This is a genomic window from Micromonospora sp. 067-2 (assembly GCF_046549295.1).
Taxonomy (GTDB): Bacteria; Actinomycetota; Actinomycetes; order Mycobacteriales; family Micromonosporaceae; genus Micromonospora.
This window is the reverse complement of sequence record NZ_JAJPWB010000007.1, coordinates 332,288-348,402: the sequence shown is the minus strand read 5'-3', so window position 1 is coordinate 348,402 and position 16,115 is coordinate 332,288. Positions and strand designations below refer to the sequence as shown.

The 16,115-nt window shown below is 69.0% G+C and carries 12 protein-coding genes and 1 pseudogene; 7 read left to right on the top strand and 6 right to left on the bottom strand.

Annotated features, from left to right (window positions below; genetic code table 11):
- Positions 1–419: 419 nt before the first annotated feature.
- Positions 420–1,595, top strand: coding sequence for a metallophosphoesterase (locus ACLJN9_RS19185; RefSeq protein WP_410812795.1), 1,176 nt, complete (start codon positions 420–422; stop codon positions 1,593–1,595).
- A 541-nt stretch (positions 1,596–2,136) separates the two neighbouring features.
- Here the strand turns inward: ACLJN9_RS19185 and ACLJN9_RS19180 are convergent.
- Complete coding sequence (locus ACLJN9_RS19180) at positions 2,137–2,742, bottom strand: hypothetical protein (RefSeq protein ID WP_410812794.1); 606 nt, start codon at positions 2,740–2,742, stop codon at positions 2,137–2,139.
- A 29-nt stretch (positions 2,743–2,771) separates the two neighbouring features.
- Positions 2,772–2,936, bottom strand: a complete 165-nt coding sequence (locus tag ACLJN9_RS19175; RefSeq protein ID WP_410812793.1) for a hypothetical protein — start codon at positions 2,934–2,936, stop codon at positions 2,772–2,774.
- A gap of 72 nt (positions 2,937–3,008) precedes the next feature.
- Between ACLJN9_RS19175 and ACLJN9_RS19170 the strand changes: the two genes are divergently transcribed.
- The 3 genes from ACLJN9_RS19170 to ACLJN9_RS19160 all read left to right on the top strand — a co-directional run bounded on the left by ACLJN9_RS19170 (position 3,009) and on the right by ACLJN9_RS19160 (position 8,432).
- Positions 3,009–7,097, top strand: coding sequence for a tetratricopeptide repeat protein (locus ACLJN9_RS19170; protein ID WP_410812792.1), 4,089 nt, complete (start codon positions 3,009–3,011; stop codon positions 7,095–7,097).
- Between the two features lie 128 nt (positions 7,098–7,225).
- Positions 7,226–7,606, top strand: a complete 381-nt coding sequence (locus ACLJN9_RS19165) for a DDE-type integrase/transposase/recombinase (protein ID WP_410812907.1) — start codon at positions 7,226–7,228, stop codon at positions 7,604–7,606.
- A 295-nt stretch (positions 7,607–7,901) separates the two neighbouring features.
- Entirely contained in the window at positions 7,902–8,432 is a 531-nt protein-coding gene (locus ACLJN9_RS19160; RefSeq protein WP_410812791.1) for a hypothetical protein, read from the top strand.
- Positions 8,433–8,722: 290 nt separating this feature from the next.
- On the opposite strand, the gene ACLJN9_RS19155 is transcribed toward ACLJN9_RS19160, so the two are convergent.
- On the bottom strand, positions 8,723–9,589 hold the full coding sequence (locus ACLJN9_RS19155; RefSeq protein WP_410812790.1) for an aldo/keto reductase family oxidoreductase: 867 nt from the start codon (positions 9,587–9,589) through the stop codon (positions 8,723–8,725).
- A gap of 139 nt (positions 9,590–9,728) precedes the next feature.
- Between ACLJN9_RS19155 and ACLJN9_RS19150 the strand changes: the two genes are divergently transcribed.
- Positions 9,729–10,154 (top strand): winged helix-turn-helix transcriptional regulator, encoded by a 426-nt coding sequence (locus tag ACLJN9_RS19150; RefSeq protein WP_410812789.1) that lies wholly within the window; start codon positions 9,729–9,731, stop codon positions 10,152–10,154.
- Positions 10,155–10,260: 106 nt separating this feature from the next.
- Here the strand turns inward: ACLJN9_RS19150 and ACLJN9_RS19145 are convergent, their stop codons facing one another.
- Positions 10,261–10,863 carry a DUF1345 domain-containing protein gene (locus ACLJN9_RS19145; protein ID WP_410812788.1) on the bottom strand — a complete coding sequence of 201 codons (603 nt, stop codon included), beginning with the start codon at positions 10,861–10,863 and terminating at the stop codon, positions 10,261–10,263.
- 368 nt (positions 10,864–11,231) lie between these two features.
- On the opposite strand from ACLJN9_RS19145, the gene ACLJN9_RS19140 reads away from it, so the two are divergent.
- Both ACLJN9_RS19140 and ACLJN9_RS19135 read left to right on the top strand, forming a co-directional pair.
- Positions 11,232–11,372 carry a hypothetical protein gene (locus ACLJN9_RS19140; RefSeq protein WP_410812787.1) on the top strand — a complete coding sequence of 47 codons (141 nt, stop codon included), beginning with the start codon at positions 11,232–11,234 and terminating at the stop codon, positions 11,370–11,372.
- Positions 11,373–11,536: 164 nt separating this feature from the next.
- Positions 11,537–13,138, top strand: coding sequence for an alpha/beta hydrolase (locus ACLJN9_RS19135; RefSeq protein WP_410812786.1), 1,602 nt, complete (start codon positions 11,537–11,539; stop codon positions 13,136–13,138).
- 20 nt (positions 13,139–13,158) lie between these two features.
- On the opposite strand, the gene ACLJN9_RS19130 is transcribed toward ACLJN9_RS19135, so the two are convergent.
- Both ACLJN9_RS19130 and ACLJN9_RS19125 read right to left on the bottom strand, forming a co-directional pair.
- Positions 13,159–13,692 (bottom strand): hypothetical protein, encoded by a 534-nt coding sequence (locus ACLJN9_RS19130; RefSeq protein WP_410812785.1) that lies wholly within the window; start codon positions 13,690–13,692, stop codon positions 13,159–13,161.
- Positions 13,693–13,873: 181 nt separating this feature from the next.
- Positions 13,874–16,003, bottom strand: a pseudogene (locus ACLJN9_RS19125) (transglycosylase domain-containing protein); the annotation flags it as partial.
- Between the last annotated feature and the right edge of the window lie 112 nt (positions 16,004–16,115).

The window sequence follows — 16,115 nt, the reverse complement described above, 5'->3', positions numbered from 1 at the left end:
CTGTCTGGGGCAGATCCGTGCGCCCGATCTTGACAGCGGTCCGTTGGTCTGATGGCCCAACGCCGCAGTCGGACTGGACTGCGCGGCCCCGCCGCTCGGCGCCCACGGTCACCGGTGCAAGCACACTGAAGGCTAGAGGAAGTCAGAAGCGGAACCGCGGCAAGCGGTCACCGTCGTCGCGGAATCGAGCCGTACCCGGCCGTTCGTGCGCCGACGACACCATTGCTGCCGTCGCAGCCGAACGGGGCTGTCCGGCCCGGACGGTGACCCCTGCGCACCTCACCGGTGGAGTCGGCCGGGCGGGTGGCCGACGCGGCCGGCGGCGACGGGTCCGAGTCGCGGATCCGTACCGATTTCCGGGCGTGGTCGATCCGGCCCGCCTCGTGTCATGCTGCACGGACCCCGACGGGAGGACGACGATGACAGCAGGCGACGCCGTACAGGTGCGGCCAGCGCGACGGTCGCTGCGAGCGCTGGCGTCCGGGGCGACGCTGGTTGCGCTCCTGGCGTTGCTGTTCGGGCTGCCCTGGTGGACGTTGACGGTCGCGGCGCGGTGGCCGGCGCCGGTGGTGGCCGCCGGCACGGCGGTGTTCGTCGTCGCGCTGCTGGCGTTCCCCGCCCTCATGTATCTCGGGCACGGCCGCCGGCGGCTGGACGCGGCGGCCCGTGCCGGGGACACACTCCTCGGCCTGGTGTGGATCCTGTTCGTGTGGGCGTTGATCGGAAACGTGGCCCGGCTACCACTGGCCGCGGCGGGGATCGCCGATCCCGTGCGGTCCCGCTCCGTGGCGGTCGGCGCCGCGGTCGTCTCTGCCGTCCTGGCCGTCTGGGGGTACGCCGAGGCGATGCGGGTGCCCCGGGTGCGGCGGATGGACGTCACTCTCGACCGGCTGGACGCCGGCCTCGACGGGGTCCGGGTGGTGCTGCTGACCGACACCCACTACGGCCCGATCGACCGGGCCCGCTGGTCCGCCCGCACCATCGAGGTGGTCAACGGGTTGGCCGCCGACATCGTCTGCCACACGGGCGACATCGCCGACGGCACGGTCGATCAGCGGCGGGCGCAGGCGGCGCCGTTGGGCGCCGTCCAGGCCCGGCTGGCTCGGGTGTACGTGACGGGTAACCACGAGTACTACGGCGAGGCGCAGAGCTGGGTCGACCACATGCGGGCTCTCGGCTGGGAGCCGCTGCACAATCGGCACCTCGTGGTGGAGCGCGACGGCGCCCGGCTCGTCGTCGCCGGCGTGGACGACGTGACCGCAGCCTCATCCGGCGTCGCCGGCCACCGGGCCGACCACGCCGCGGCCCTCGCCGGCACCGATCCTGAGCTGCCCGTGCTGCTGCTGGCGCACCAGCCGAAGCAGATCGCAGACGCGGTGGCCGCTGGCGTGGATCTGCAACTGTCCGGGCATACCCACGGTGGCCAGATGTGGCCGTTCCATTACCTGGTCCGGCTCGACCAGCCGGTCGTGCAGGGCCTCACCAGGCACGGCCGGACCCAGCTCTACACGAGTCGGGGGACCGGCTTCTGGGGTCCGCCGTTCCGGATCTTCGCACCGAGTGAGATCACCCTGCTCACCCTTCGGGCGGGGTGAGGGGCTCCGCCGAGTTCACCGGCTGCGCGTCGGCCAGGGGGGTCGTCGGTTCGAATCCGGCCGTCCCGACAGCGAGAGGGTGTCCGCAGGTCAGAGACTTGCGGAAGCCCTCTTCTCATTGCTCGACACGAATGCCAGGTCTGGCGCGCCGCTGTTGGACTCCTTGACTCGGGCAGGTTGTCATGTCACTTCTTGATCTTCATAAGCTCACCGCTGGACTGTCCCGGACCTGGGCCGTGGTCGGCCGGGTTTCGTACCTGGTGCTGCATGTTTCTGGCGAGGCCGCGACTGCGCGCCCCGCGGGCGGAAATCCTCAGGTCGATCAGCGGGCCGGCGGTGAGGGCGAGGAGCCGGACAGCGAGTTGCGGGAACGGCAGTTTCTTGTGCCTTGAACCTGCACACGGATGTGGTGGCGTGCCCGTCAGGTGATGGGCCACCGAGGAACTCCGGTTGTGAACCGTGGCTGGCGGGACGGCCGGAGTCGGAGCGCCCACGCCAGGGGCGACCTATGACCGATGTCGGCCGAGGTGGAGGTCGCGTGCTATCCAGCGGTCGCGGCGATGAACACCACCGCTCCGAACACCACCAGCGCGCAGGCCAGGAAGGTCTGTCGGCGGGACTGGCGCAACGTCTCCCGCACCTGCCAGGCGTGCGCGGTGCTGAGCAGCCACCGCAGGTACGGGTCGGTCCGGACGATGTTGCGACGCGCGACCGCGAGGCCTTCTCGCAATGCCACCCGCTCCTCCGGCGGGGCCGTCGGCAGGCGGCCGGTGATCGCGGCGGCGATGCGGCGGTGCCGTAGCAGCCCGTCGATGTCGTCGGCGTACCCCCCGAAGTGGTACCAGGGCTCGGCCTGCAGCCGCTCGCGCAGCCCGCGCAGCTCCGGCCCGGTGAGCGATGCCGGCGTGGTCATCGGCGGGACGAGCACCTCGCTGGTCCGCCAGATCGCCCAGGCCACACCGAGCAGCGCCACCAGCAGACCGCTGCCGGCCCACGTCGCGTGGACCCAGTCGGTGACCTTGCCCGCGGCGATCAGCGGGCCGGCGCCGAGCAGCAGCGCGCCCACCGCGCCGGCCGAGGAGATGATCCAGCGCGCGGTCGCCCGGCTGTCCGCGACCGAGTCCAGAGGGGACGGCAGCGCGTCCATCTCTCCGCCGCCCGTCGGCGGCTTTCCCATCATTGGCCGTTGTCGTGGCGGAAGACGACACCCAGCGGGCCGGTCTCGTCGTCGGGCAGATCGGTGTACGGCATCCAGCGCTGGCCGTCGAAGAACTCCAACTCGCCGACTTCGTTGATCCGCACGGCATTGACCTGCGCGAGCTCCTCAGAATCGTCAACCATGGATACAGTATCGGTCAGTTCGGCAAGGCGTCCCGGCATCGGGTCGTCTGCCGACGACCGCGGGGAGCGTCTGTGATCCGGCTGACCGTGAGCGCGACCGAGGTGGTCGTGGCTGTCCGGGCTCAACGGTGGCGGCATCCGGTGGGCCGGGCCGACCAACGCACCGCCGATCTGCTCTGGCGGCTGCACGGCGATCCCTCGGTCGAGCTATCGTACGAGATCGGCGCCGCGCTCGGGCGCCGCTTCCTCGACGCTCCCGGCGCGGCCCTACGCGCGGAGCTGGCCCGGCCCGGCGGGCACCGGCTTGGCATCGAGGTGACCGATCCGGCGCTGGCTGACCTGCCGTGGGAAACCCTGGTGCCGCCCGGCGAGGACCTGCCGCTGGCGCTGCGCCCCGACGTCGACGTGTGCCGGACGGGCCCCGAGGCCGCGGTGCCCGCGGTCCGGGTGGACGGCCCGCTGCGGATGCTGGCGGCGATCGCGAGCCCGGACGACTCCACCCAGCCGCTGCTGGACCACGAGCGGGAGCTCGGACGGATCCTCAGCGCGGTGGAACCCGGGCACCGGCACGGAGTGCGGGTGCGCGTCCTGGAGTGGGGCAGCGCGGCTGCGATCCGCGCCGCTCTCACCGAGGAGCCGTTCCACGTCCTGCACATCTCCTGCCACGCGCGTCCCGGCGCGCTGCTGCTGGAGACCCCCACCGGAGCGGAGGACCGGGTGGACGCGGCACGGCTGCTGACCGAGGTGCTGCCGACGGGCCGGACCGTGCCGTTGATCGTGCTCGCCGGATGCTCGACCGCCCGCCAGGGCCAGCGGGAACTGCCCGGGCTTGCCGGCGCGTTGCTGGCCCAGGGCGCGCCGGCGGTCCTGGCGATGAACGGCACGGTGAGCGACGCGTACACCATCGAATTCTGCGCCCGGCTCTACGAGCGGTTGGCCGCCCACCACGAGCCGGAACTACTGGCAGAGGTCTCCGCCGTACGCCGAGAGCTGGCGCCGACCTCCGCCGAGTGGTGGATGCCGACGCTGTTCCTGGCCGACCCCGCGTTGCGGTTGGCCGGCGGACGGGACGCCGCGGCCGCCGCGGGGCCGCCAGGTCAGTCGGTCGTCGGGGACGGCGTGGTACGCGCTCCGACGGACTTCGTGGGCCGGCGGGAGATCCTGCGCAGGCTGTCCCGGGGCAAACTGCGGATCCTCGTGCACGGCATCGGCGGGATCGGCAAGACGAGCCTCGCCGCCGAACTCGCGCAGCGGTTTGACGACGCGGGCGGCATCGTCGTGGCGACCAGCGGCGACGCCACTGTCGACGGGATCCTCGACGAGCTTCGCCGCCAGGTCGAGATCCGATGTGCTCTGCCGGCGACATCCTCGGACGACCCGCTACGACACCTTCTCGTCGCCCTCGCCGAGCCGGGCCGGGACTGGCGTCAACGGCTGACGGCGAGTGGCGCCGGCGGCACGCCGCTGCTGCTCGTCCTCGACAACGCCGAGGACGCCCTGGACGCCGAGCACCAGCTGGCCGACGGTGACCTGGCCGCGTTCCTCGCCGATTGGGCAACCCGGCACGAGCTGGTCGTGACCAGCCGGCACCCGTTCCCGGTCGCCGGCATCGAGCCCTACCACCTCGGTCCGCTCTCCTGGCAGGAGACCCGCAAGCTGCTCTGGCGGCTGCCAGGCGTCGGCCGGCTGGCTCCGACGGAACAGCAGCGGGTGTGGCACCGGCTGGGCGGCCACCCGCGCGCGCTGGAATACCTCGACGGTCTGCTGCGCGACGGCAGCATCCGATCCGACGAGGTGACCAGCCAACTGGCGGCAGCCGGCGGCAGTCACGGCGCCAGGGCGACGGGGATCGGCACGCCGCTGGCCGAGGCCGGCGCACTGGCGGCGGAGGACGTGCTGCTACCCAGGCTGCTCGCCCACCTGGAAGCCGCGCCGGCGGCCCGCCGGTTACTGCTCGGCTCGACGGTGTATCGCAGCCCGGTGGACCGGACCGGACTCTCCTGGCAACTCGCCGACGCGGCGGACGGCGACGACCCGCCGCCGGAGTCGGCGGGGCTGGACGAGGCGGTCGAGACTCTGTCGCACCTGGGGCTGCTCACCCCGATAGCTGGTGACCACATGGTGCACCGGTGGACGGCGACGAGCCTGCTTCGAATCGCTGGCCGCGACGCGGTCACCGAGGCACACCGCCGGGCGGGCCGTTACTGGGGCTGGCGGGCGCGGACCACCGCCGACCAGCACGACTTCATCCGGCAGGTCCTCGAGGCGCGATACCACCACCTGCTGGCGGGTGACACCGACAAGGCCGTCACCTACTCCGAGCTGGCCTGCCAGGAGTTGCACGCGGCCGGGCACTGGGCCTGGGAGGAGAAGATCTGGAGGGAACTCCTGCCGATGGCGCCGCCGGGCTCGGTGCGCGCGGCGAGCTTCCTCAAGGGACTCGGCGACGTGCACCTCAACCGGGGCGAATACCCGCAGGCGACGGAGCGCTACCAGGCGGCGCTGGCCGTCTACCGGGGCCTCGGAGACGACAGCGGGATCGGCAAACTCCTGCACCAGCTGGGCCTGGTCGCCGACAACCGGGGCGACTGGGCGACAGCGGACCGGCTGTACCAGGAGGCGTTGACGATCCTGAGCCGACTGGGCGACCGCGGGGCTGTCTCCAGAACTCTGCACCAGCTCGCCGGCATCGCCCGGGGCAACGGCGACGCCGAGCTGGCTATGACGCGGTACCTGGAAGAGCTGGCGATCGCCCGGGAACTCGACGACCTGGACGGGATCGCGGCGAGCCACCACCAGATTGGCATGCTCGCCTTCGAAGCGCGGGACCTCGTGAAGGCGGAGCGGTGCATCGAGGTGTCGATCGCTACCTACGAGCGGATGGGCGTCCGGGTCGAGCAGGGCAGCGGACTGGTGATGCTCGCGCGGATCGCCCTCGCTCGCTTCGCGTACGACACCGCCGAGTCCCGCGTCCGGGCTGCCCTGAGAATTTTCGAGACGGTCGGCAGTAACGGCCGCATCGCGGAGTGCACGCTGCTGCTCGGTCACCTCTCCCGCGACCTGGGTGATCTCGAATTCGCCGAGAGCTGCTTCGCTCGCGCCCGGACGATAGTCGCGGCCCTCGGTGAGGCGGCGCTGCTGCGCCGCTGCGACGAGCTGCTCGGCCATGTCCTGACCGTCCTCGGGCGGGTCGTCGAGGCGGTACCACACACCCTGAACGCGATGGGCCGGGACGACGGGCCGCCGCATCAGTCGGCCCTGGAGTGGCTGGCCGTGCAGCGCCTGGAACTGGGCGCCGCGTCCTTCGCCGACCTGCTGGCCCGCCACCTCGACCCGGCGCGGGCGGCCCACTGGGCCGAGCGGGTCGGGGCGTACCTTCGGATCCAGTTCCCGGATGACCACCCGACCCCCCTCGGCAGCGGATACGTCCTGCTCGCCATCGCCGCCGCTCAGGCGGGTGAGTTCGGCACCGCCCGGATGTGCCTCCTCCGGGCGTTGCCGATCTGCGCCGCCGCCGGCTACCGGGCGGGGATCGCGAAATGTCACGAAGACCTGGGCATGGCTGCCCTGGAGACTCGCCAGCTGGCCGAGGCCCGCTCCCGCTACGAGCAGGCGCTGGAGGTCTACCGCGCGCTACGCCACGAGCCCAACCAGGCCATCGTCCTGCACCAGCTCGGCCGGGTCTGCGAGGAGCAGGAGGACCTCGCCGGCGCGGACCGGTTCTACCGCCGCTCCATCGAGATCAAGGAACGGCTCGGGAACCGGCCGGGCGTCTCCAACAGCACCTTCCACCTCGGCCGGGTGGCCGGCCTGCGCGGCGACCAGGTCCTGGCCGAGCGGTGTTACCGGATCTGCCTGCGCATCGACCGCGAGCAGGGCAACTGGGAGGAGGTGGCGCTGGACCAGGTGGCGATCGGGCAGCTACGCGTCAAGCAGGGCCACCCCGCTGCGGGCATCCCGCTGATCGTCGAGGCACTGGCCATCGACCGGCAGATCGGGTCGAGGAACGCGGCGCTCGACCTGAACGCGCTGCGCGAACTGCGGGCCGGGCTCGGTGATGAGGCGTTCACCGCCATTCTCACCGACGCCTTCGGGTCGACCCACGCCATCGAGGTGCTCGACCTGACCGCGGTGCTACCAACCAGGGTCGAGGGGACCTGACCGTCGCTGAAGCCGCTCCAGCCGGACACGACACAGCCCGAACCGCACCCGCCCTCAGGTAGAACGCCTGGTGCTGCATTTACTGACCAGCCGGCGTTGGGGGCCCGCACGGATCGGCGGATGCCTGGATCTGCCCGCCTCAACCTGCCACGCGATTCTGCGCCGCGCGGGCGTTACCCTGCTGGCGCACCCAAGGCCGAGCTCGCGGGAAAGTCAACCACACGGCCACCGCAGGTCACCGCACCGACGCTTGGGGCGGCGCCCGGCTCGGCTACGCCTACCTACGCACCGCGATCGACGACCACTCACGGCTGGCCTACACCGAAGTCCTTTCCGACGAACGTCAAGACACCGCTGCCGCGTTCTGGCAACGCGGCCACGCCTGGTTCAGCTCATCCGGCATCACCGTCCGCCGCGTCCTGACCGACAACGGCTCCTGCTACAAGTCCCGGCCCTGGTATGACACCCGCACCCAGCTCGGTGTCACCATTCAGAAGACCTGCCCCTGACGGCCACAAACAAACGGCATGGTCGAGCACGATCACGAATGGCGGGAATTGGGGGCGGAGCTCGGGCTGAGAGCGCGGTCCGAGTCGACGCAGAACCCTGTACTTTCCCGACGAGAGCGAGAGTTCGGTGCTCACGATTTCTTCCGTGCGTCGGATAACTCGCGCCTGAACGCGTGGCTTTGATACCTCCAAATGCCAAGACCGCGAATACGCACACGTCCTCCTCGGTCGGCCCGTATGGTGACCGAGAGAGCGCTGTCGGGACATCTTCGATGCTGAAGCGGAGTCGGTCGCGATGCGAGAAATTAGCAACGAGTTTTTTGTGGCTTTGGCGGAAGTTGCTGGTACTCTAATCGGCACATTCCTCGTTGGGGTCTTCTTCTATCTCGACTCCGACCTGCACAAGACTCGCCGGGGTGCAGCTGCGGCCGACCGCTACATGCGCTCGGGAGTGCGGTGGGTCTTCTTGGTCTCGGCCGTGCCGCTCATCGTGTCCCTCACACTCGCCGGCCTGGAGCCGATCTGGGGTGCGCTTACCTTCATTGCGCTCTCGGTCCTGCTGGTTGCCTCAACCGCCGACACGACCTACCGCACAGTCGCTCGCGGCGGCTCAGCTATATCGACCGCGTTCGTTGTCAACGAAGTCATCACCACCGCAGCGGTCGTCGTCCTCGTCACGCTGCCCTGGGTGCTTGGTGGCTGGGTGCCACCGCCATCTGCCTTCGTGCCCTCGCTCCTGCTGGCCCTGGGATCTGGCTTCTTCAGCACCGTGGCGCTCGTCATGACTCTCTTCGGGCCGGCCCGGCAAGACGACACCCCTGCATAGCACTCGCCGTGCGCCCGGCCAGGCTTCGCCCTGCCGCCGCCGGCGACCGGGGTCGCGTCGGTGCTCGTCACCGTGACGGCTGCCGGATTGGTGGTTCTGCAGGTTGTGGCGACCGGTCTGCGCCTGTCCCGCGCGACGAATCACGGCTCATCGGCCTCAACGTGGTGTTGATCGTGCTCGCCGCTGTCGCGGTCTGGCTGTCACCAGCTCGTGGACAGGTGGTCGGTCGTCATGGCTGTCGGCTTGGAATGGTGGGCATGCCGGAATCAAGGAGATCTGCGGTTGTTCCGTTAGTGGCCGATCTTGTCCAGCTCAGCCAGGTCGTCGTCGCTGAGCGTGAGTCCCGCGCCGGCGATGTTCTCGCGCAGGTGTGCTGTGGAGGAGGTGCCGGGGATCAGCAGAATGTTCGGTGAGCGCTGCAGCAACCACGCCAGGGCAACGGACATCGGTGTCGTTCCCAGCCGAGCGGCCACCTTGTCCAGCGCCGTGGACTGCAGCGGGCTGAAGCCGCCGAGTGGGAAGAAGGGCACGTAGGCGATGCCTTGGCCGGCGAGTGTGTCGATCAGCTCGTCGTCGTGGCGGAAGGCGAGGTTGTACATGTTCTGCACGCAGACGATCGGTGCGATCGCCTGCGCCTGCGTGACCTGTCCGGTCGTCGCGTTGCTGACACCGAGGTGCCGGATCAGGCCCTGCTGCTGGAGTTCGACGAGCGTCTGGAAGGCCTCGGTGAGCGAGCCGGGCTGGGGCCCCTCAGCGTTGCCCAGCCGGAGATTGACCAGGTCGAGCGTCTCGAGGCCGAGGGTCTCGAGGTTCTCGTGGACGGCCCGGCGCAGGCTTTGCGGGTCCCGCGCCGGGGGCCAGCCGCCCTGTTGATCGCGGGTTGCGCCAACCTTGGTCACGATGTGCAGCGACGCGGGGTAGGGGTGCAGCGCTTCCCGGATCAGCTGGTTGGTGACGCGCGGCCCGTAAGCGTCTGCGGTGTCGATGTGGGTGATGCCGAGCTCGACGGCTTCGCGCAGGACAGCGAGAGCGCCGTCGTGGTCGGCCGGTGGCCCCATGACCCACGGGCCGGCGAGTTGCATGGCGCCGTAGCCGAACCGGGTGACCGTCAGGTCCCCCAGCGTCCAGGTGCCGCCGGGAAGGGAGATGGACGACATGCTCGTACCTCTGGCTTTCGATTGGGGCCATGCAGCTCTGGTGCCTGGCGATTGCCTGCTCCACTTTGAGTGGGTAACTTCCCTGAAGGAAGTAGGCACCTCGAAGTGCGTTACTCACCCAGAGGTTGGAGGACGGTAGGTGGCAACGACGACCGCGGGGCAGATGAGGGCCCAGAGCAAGGCGGATTATGACGCCTTCCTGGCAGTATGTCCCAGTCACAAACTGCTTGAGCGGGTCTCCGGGAAGTGGGTCGCGCTGATTCTGGCCGCGCTGGGTAGCGGCCCCGACTGTGCCGGTGAACCTCGACCAATGCGCTACTCCGAGCTGTCCCGCCTGCTGGCCGGTGTCAGTCAGAAAATGCTCACGCAGACGCTGCGTTCCCTCGAGCGCGACGGTCTGATCAGCCGTACCGTGACGCCTACCGTGCCGGTCACCGTCTCCTATGAGCTGACCGAACTGGGTCTTTCCCTGCACCGAATGATGCGCGGCCTGAAAATCTGGGCCCAGACGAACATGAACGATGTCTTGGCCCACCGCGCCGCGTACGACAACACCACCGCCTGAACCGAGCTCTATGGGTGTATATCGAGCCGGCCCGCTTGTGCTATTGGCCAGCGTCGTGGGCGGCGCGATCGAGGTGGTGACGCCGCACGTCGGCAAGACGCGACGTTCACGGCTGCGCGATGTACGAACTCAGGAGCGTGATGGCGACGGCGAGCACCAACGTGTTGAACAGGAAGGCCAACAGTCCGTGCACGAGGACTTGGCGTCGCACCCGGCTTTGGGTGACGGTGACGTCAGTCGCGCCGAAGGTGGTGCCGACCGCAGCTGAGAAGTACAGGAAGTCGATGGCGTTCGGCTCGTCGTCGCCAGGGAAGGCCAAGCCGCCTTTCTCGGCGAACATCCGCAGGTAGCTCATGCCGAACCCGGTCTGCAGCACCAGCCAGCAGGTGAGTACCGCAGCACCGCAGACGGCGAGTACTACCGGTAACGGCGCACCGAACTGCCGCGCCTGGGGCATCAAGACGACGGTGGCGACCAGGGCGGTGGTCGCGGCGGCTTGGGAGAGCTGCTCCGGCGCGGTGACCAGCAGGCGATCGGCCATGCTGGAACGGCGTCGCGCGAGAACGATTGTCCGTGACTCCTCCGGCGTGCGGCCACGAAAGGCGAACCAGGTGAGCACGAGATACACCGCGGCGTAGAGGTCCCAGGCGGCCAGCCATTTCACCAGCAGGTCACCCGGGACAAGGAGGCAGAGGGCGACCGCCGGCACGGACAGCCCTTGCCGTGACGATTCACGAGTCCACCAGGGCATAAGTCGAAGCCTTCCAGGTCATGCGGCAGACGCGTCCGACCGTGCCGCGAGGGTTCTGGGTCACGCGATGCGCTCTCAGGGGTGAAAAGGATAGTTCTGCATCTTTGGGTCGAACTAGCGCTCGCCGGTGTGTCGACCCGGTGAATCGCAGTCTCAAGGTGACCAACCAGTGTCCGCGCCGCCCCGTGCCGCGAACAGTGACGCCACGTCATGCGGTCGCGTGACACAGCGCCACTACGGAGCGGCAGCGGCGGCTGGTGTCATGGAGGTATGAAGGCTTCGGGGCATTGAGCCGATACGCGACGACCGCGATCAGGGCGCGGGCCTTGGCTGCGATCCGGGCCGCGCTCAGGCAGGCGAAGGCCGTCTCTATCGAGAACGTCCAGGCCGCCGGGCTGCTGTCCTTCGACGGTGCGCAACGGTTGGGGTCGGCGCTGGGTGTCGCGTACGCGCCGATCTTCCGCTAGGCACCACCGGATCGCGATCGACAGTGTTCGGAAGAAGTGCGGCAAGCGACCCCAGCCGGTGAGCCTGCGACGGCAGCGGGAACGCAGAGCCATCGCTGGTCGTGACCCCTCAGTGCGATCAATACGTCTCGGCTGGAAAGCAGCACGATGAAGGAGTCCACAGCATGAGTAGTACGTACCTGCCCGGCACCGGCCGCCCGATTCTGCGGAGACTCGGTCTCGCCTTTGTCGCCCTGATGGTCTGCGGGGTGTCGGTTGTGGCGTGTACGCCTGGCGGCGATCCCGATCCGGGCGAGAGCGCGTCCAATGCCGCGCTGCAGCGGTACTACACCCAGAAGCTGGCGTGGAAGGGTTGCGCTGACTTCGCCACCAGCAAGCGCGAAAGGGAAATCTTCGAAAAGGCCCCGGCGCAGGCGCAGTGCGCGTGGCTGAGTGTGCCGCTGAACTACGACGACCCTGAGGGCACCGCCACCACCGTCGCGGTCCTGCGCTTCCCCGCCCGGGGTGAGTCGCAGGGCTCGCTCCTGTTCAACCCCGGCGGACCGGGCGGCTCCGGGATCCTCGGAGCCTTGGGCGTCGGCGCAGTTTCGATGACGAAGAGCCGCATCACCGAACGGTTCGACGTGGTCGGCTTCGACCCCCGCGGCGTCGGCGCGACGAAGCCCGCTGCCGACTGCTACACCGAGGGCGGCACGAGCCGTGGTGACGAGGTGTTTCCGCTGCTGACCATGACCGCTTCGCTGACGGAGGAGGACACCCGCGCGGTGCTCGAGCGTTGCGCCCAGGGTTCGGGTGGCGAGGAGGCTCTCAGGCAGATGGGTACGCGTACGACCGCGCGGGACATGGACGTGCTGCGCTCGGCGCTCGGTGAGGAGAAGCTGACGTACCTGGGCCAGAGCTACGGCACCCGGCTGGGAGCGGTGTATGCGGAGCAGTTCCCGCAGCGGGTACGGGCGATGGTGCTTGACGGCGCGTTCGACCCGAGTCTGGGCACGGTCGATCGTCGGCTTTCGGCGTACGCGGGTTTCCAGCGTGCCTTCAACGCGATGGCCGCCGCGTGTGCGAAGACGGCTGATTGCCCGTTGGGGACCGACCCGAAGGCGTGGACCTCGAACTTCCAGAAGATCGTCCAGCCGCTACGGGACAAGCCGGTGCCCGCGCTCGACCAGAAGCTCGACTTCGACACCGCGCTGGGTGGAGTGATGGCGGGCCTGTACAGCCCGGACAAGTGGCCCACCATCGTCAGGGGCCTCGCAGAGGTACGGCAGGGGCACGGCGACACTCTGCTGAAACTCACGTACGACCTCGAGGGCGGTGAGCCCGACGCCGCGATCAACGGCAACTTCACCGAGGCGGCGTTCGCGATCAACTGCATGGACGAGCAACGCCTGAGCCCGGCGGACGCTGCCCGGCTGCGTACGAAGACCTATGAGGTCGCACCCTTCATGAACCCCGGCGGAGACCCCGCGCAGGGTGCCCGTGACGGATGCGAAGCCTGGCGCGCCCCGCCGACGCTCGGCATCCCGTACGCGCAGAACGTCAAGGGCCTGCCGGACACGCTGGTCATCTCGATCACCGGCGACCCCACCACCCCGCACCAAGGTGGCGTGAAGCTCGCCGAAACCCTCGGAAGCGACCTGTTGACCGTCAACGGCGAGGGCCACACCATCGTCTCCGGTGGTAAGAACGAGTGCGTCGACACCATCGCCGCGGACTACCTCATCGACCTCACACTGCCGGAGAAGATGCCCACCTGCTCCGTCTGAACGCTTCGGTGCGGGTCGCGTCAGTCGGTAGGCGTGGCGGCGGTCGCGCGTGGTTGGGCGTACGGCGGACAGGTGAGATAGCCGTCGTCGCCGCCGGTGTAGTAGGTCGCCTCGTCGGCGATCGCCAGCGGCAGGTCCACCCGCGATCGCGCCTCGCGCTGCTGCCGCGAACGACTCCACCTCGCCCGCCACCTCATCGGTGGACAGCGCGCCCGTGGTGTGGACGCCAGTTGTGGCCCGGTGGGGGTGAACACGTGTACCCCGCGTGGAGCGACTGCGGAGGGCGCGACCGGCTGGCGTCCGGTCGTGCCCGGATGACTGATCCGTCCCCCGTGCATGATCTGCGCGAAGATCCGGCCCCCGACGGTGTGCACGGCGGAGGTGACCTGCCGCCAGGAGTCGACCTGCGCCGGGGTGTAGAGCCCCGGCGTGAGCGGGTTCGACTGCCCGACCAGGCTGGGGTGGACGCCCTCGGTGATGATCAGTCCCGCGGTCGCCCGCTGGGCGTAGTACGTCGCCATCGACGTGGTGGCGAGCCCGGGAACCAGGGGCACTTACGGCAGGTCCTGGCCACGAATGGTGGTCGCCCTGTGGGGGAGCGGCGGGGGTCGGCGAGGGTGTCGAGGTTTGCGTCAGCTCTTCGGCACGCCGAAACCGCCGGCCCGTGCCGTCTTATTCACCAACACCGTGCTGCTGAATTGCGGTTCATCGAATAAATTCCTTTGGCGCGGCGGCGAAATTGATGCGCGGCTTGCCGCGCATCGCCGCGCTCAAGGTCTCGTAAACCGGTGGGTTGATGCCGTCGCGCTGGTTGTGCTTCATCTTGACGTTGGTCTGCGGCCAGTCCGGGTCGGTCAAGATGCCGGCCACGGCGTACTGCTTGGTCATCGCCACCATGGATGCGTAGTTTTCCAGGTCGGTGGTGCCGGACTTGCCGGCGACCGGAGCGTTCACGGCGGCCTTCACCTGCGGAACCGTACGGCTGCCGCCGCACTTGCTGGTGGCGGAGTCGTCGCCGACCGGGCAGCGGGCGGCATCGACGGCGGCGCGGGCCACCCCGGTGCTGACGCGCTTCTCGCAGTGCGGCTTGGCGACGGGCATCGACGTGCCGTCCGGACTGCGGATTTCCTGCACCGGCGTCGGTGCGCAGTACGTGCCGTCGGCGGCCAGTGTCGCGTATGCGTTGGCGAGATCCAGCGGGGTCGTGGAGGAGACGCCCAGGGTGAACGCACCCCAGTCGTGGGCGGCCTCCTTGTCGTCGGCCCACTGCTTTTCTCTGGTGACTCGGAACTGGACGCCGAGCCGCTTGGCCACGTCGACGACGTTCTCCGCGCCGATCTCCTGCTGCAGCGGGACGAAGTAGGTGTTCGTCGACCGGGCGAACGCGCTCCACATGTTCAGCTCGCCACCTGCCTTCTTGTCGGCGTTCATAGGGCAGTAGAGGTCGGTGCCGGGACACGCGGTGGGACTGGCGCGGTCGATGACGTACTCCGACCTGAACCGTTGCGGTGCGTCGATGGTGTGGCTGAGTGGGATGCCCTTCTCCAGGGCCGCGATGATGGTGAAAATCTTGAAGGTTGAGCCGCCCTGGTAGCCGGTGAGGCCACCGCCGCCGGTGAGCAGCGGATTGACGGTGCTGGGATAGTTGCCCAGCCTGTGTTTCGTCCGCTGCTTCGGGTCGCTGTGGGGCCCGTTTGTCGGGTTCCTCGGGTCGTCGATTTTGAAGGTGCGGTTCACGGCGAGCGCCCGGACGCGGCCGGTGCCGGGTTCGACCACGGCGACCATGGCGGCCTCCTTGGCGGTCTCGCGCTTGGCCTTGCGTACCGCCCTGTCCGCGCCTAGCTGGGCCTGGGCGTCCAGGGTCGTGACGATGGTGTAACCGCCGCTCTTGAGCCGGCGTTCTCGGTCGTACGAGGTCGAGCCGAACGCCTCCTGCTGCATCCACCAGCGGTAGAGGTAGTCACAGAAGAAGCCCCAGCGCTTCTCATTGGTGGATACGCAGCCGTTCGGGGTGCGCTTGACCTTGACCGCCATCGGGGCCGCCTTGGCAGCGGTGGCCTGCGGCTGCGTGACCGCACCGGTCTCGACCATGTTGTCGATCACGTAGTTGCGTCGGTCCAGCGCCAGCGGACGGCCGTTGCGGGTGGTCGGGTCGTTGGTGGTTGGCGCCTTGACCATCCCAGCGAGCAGCGCCGCTTCCTCGATTGTGAGCTTGCTCGGCGGTTTGCCGAAGTAGACCTGACTGGCGGCGTAGATGCCGTACGCGCCGTTGCCGAACGAGGCCACGTTCAGATAACGCTCCAGGATTTCGTCCTTCGAGACGTCCTTCTCCACCTGGATCGCGTAGCGCATCTCGCGCAACTTGCGGGCAGTGGTGTCCTCCGTCGCGGCGACCACATCGGCCGGGTGCGCCGCCGAGTAGGCGATTGCCAGCCGCACGTACTGCATGGTCAACGTCGAGGCGCCCTGCTGTGCCGTGGCGCCGGACTGGTTGTTGACGAACGCTCGGACGACGCCATTGAGATCCACGCCGTTGTGCCGGTAGAAGTCGTGATCCTCGGCGGCGATGATCGCCTTGGGCATCACTGGCGCAATGTCGGCCAGCTTCACGTCCCGACGATTCTCGTCGTACATGGTCGCCAGCGGGGTCTTGGCGTCGGCGGCGAGGAGGTAGGTGATCTGCGGCACGGGGGCCGTTCTCAACTCGCTCGGCAACTCGCCGAAGGCATCCGCGCCGGCCTTCGCCATAAGACCGGACATCGCCACGGCGGGAAAGGCCCCCGCCGCGACCACCACGCCGGCCAAGAGGCCACAGACAAGCAGTGATACGGCATTGGTACGGACATTTCGGTTACGTTTGCGCATCCAGGTCTCCTCCACCCACGCGCAGAGCAGCAGCAATACGTGACTGGCGGCTCCACGTCTCGGTCGGAGCGTTTCACCACGCCCGCCCCGCGGTCCAAGACGCTGGCGGCGC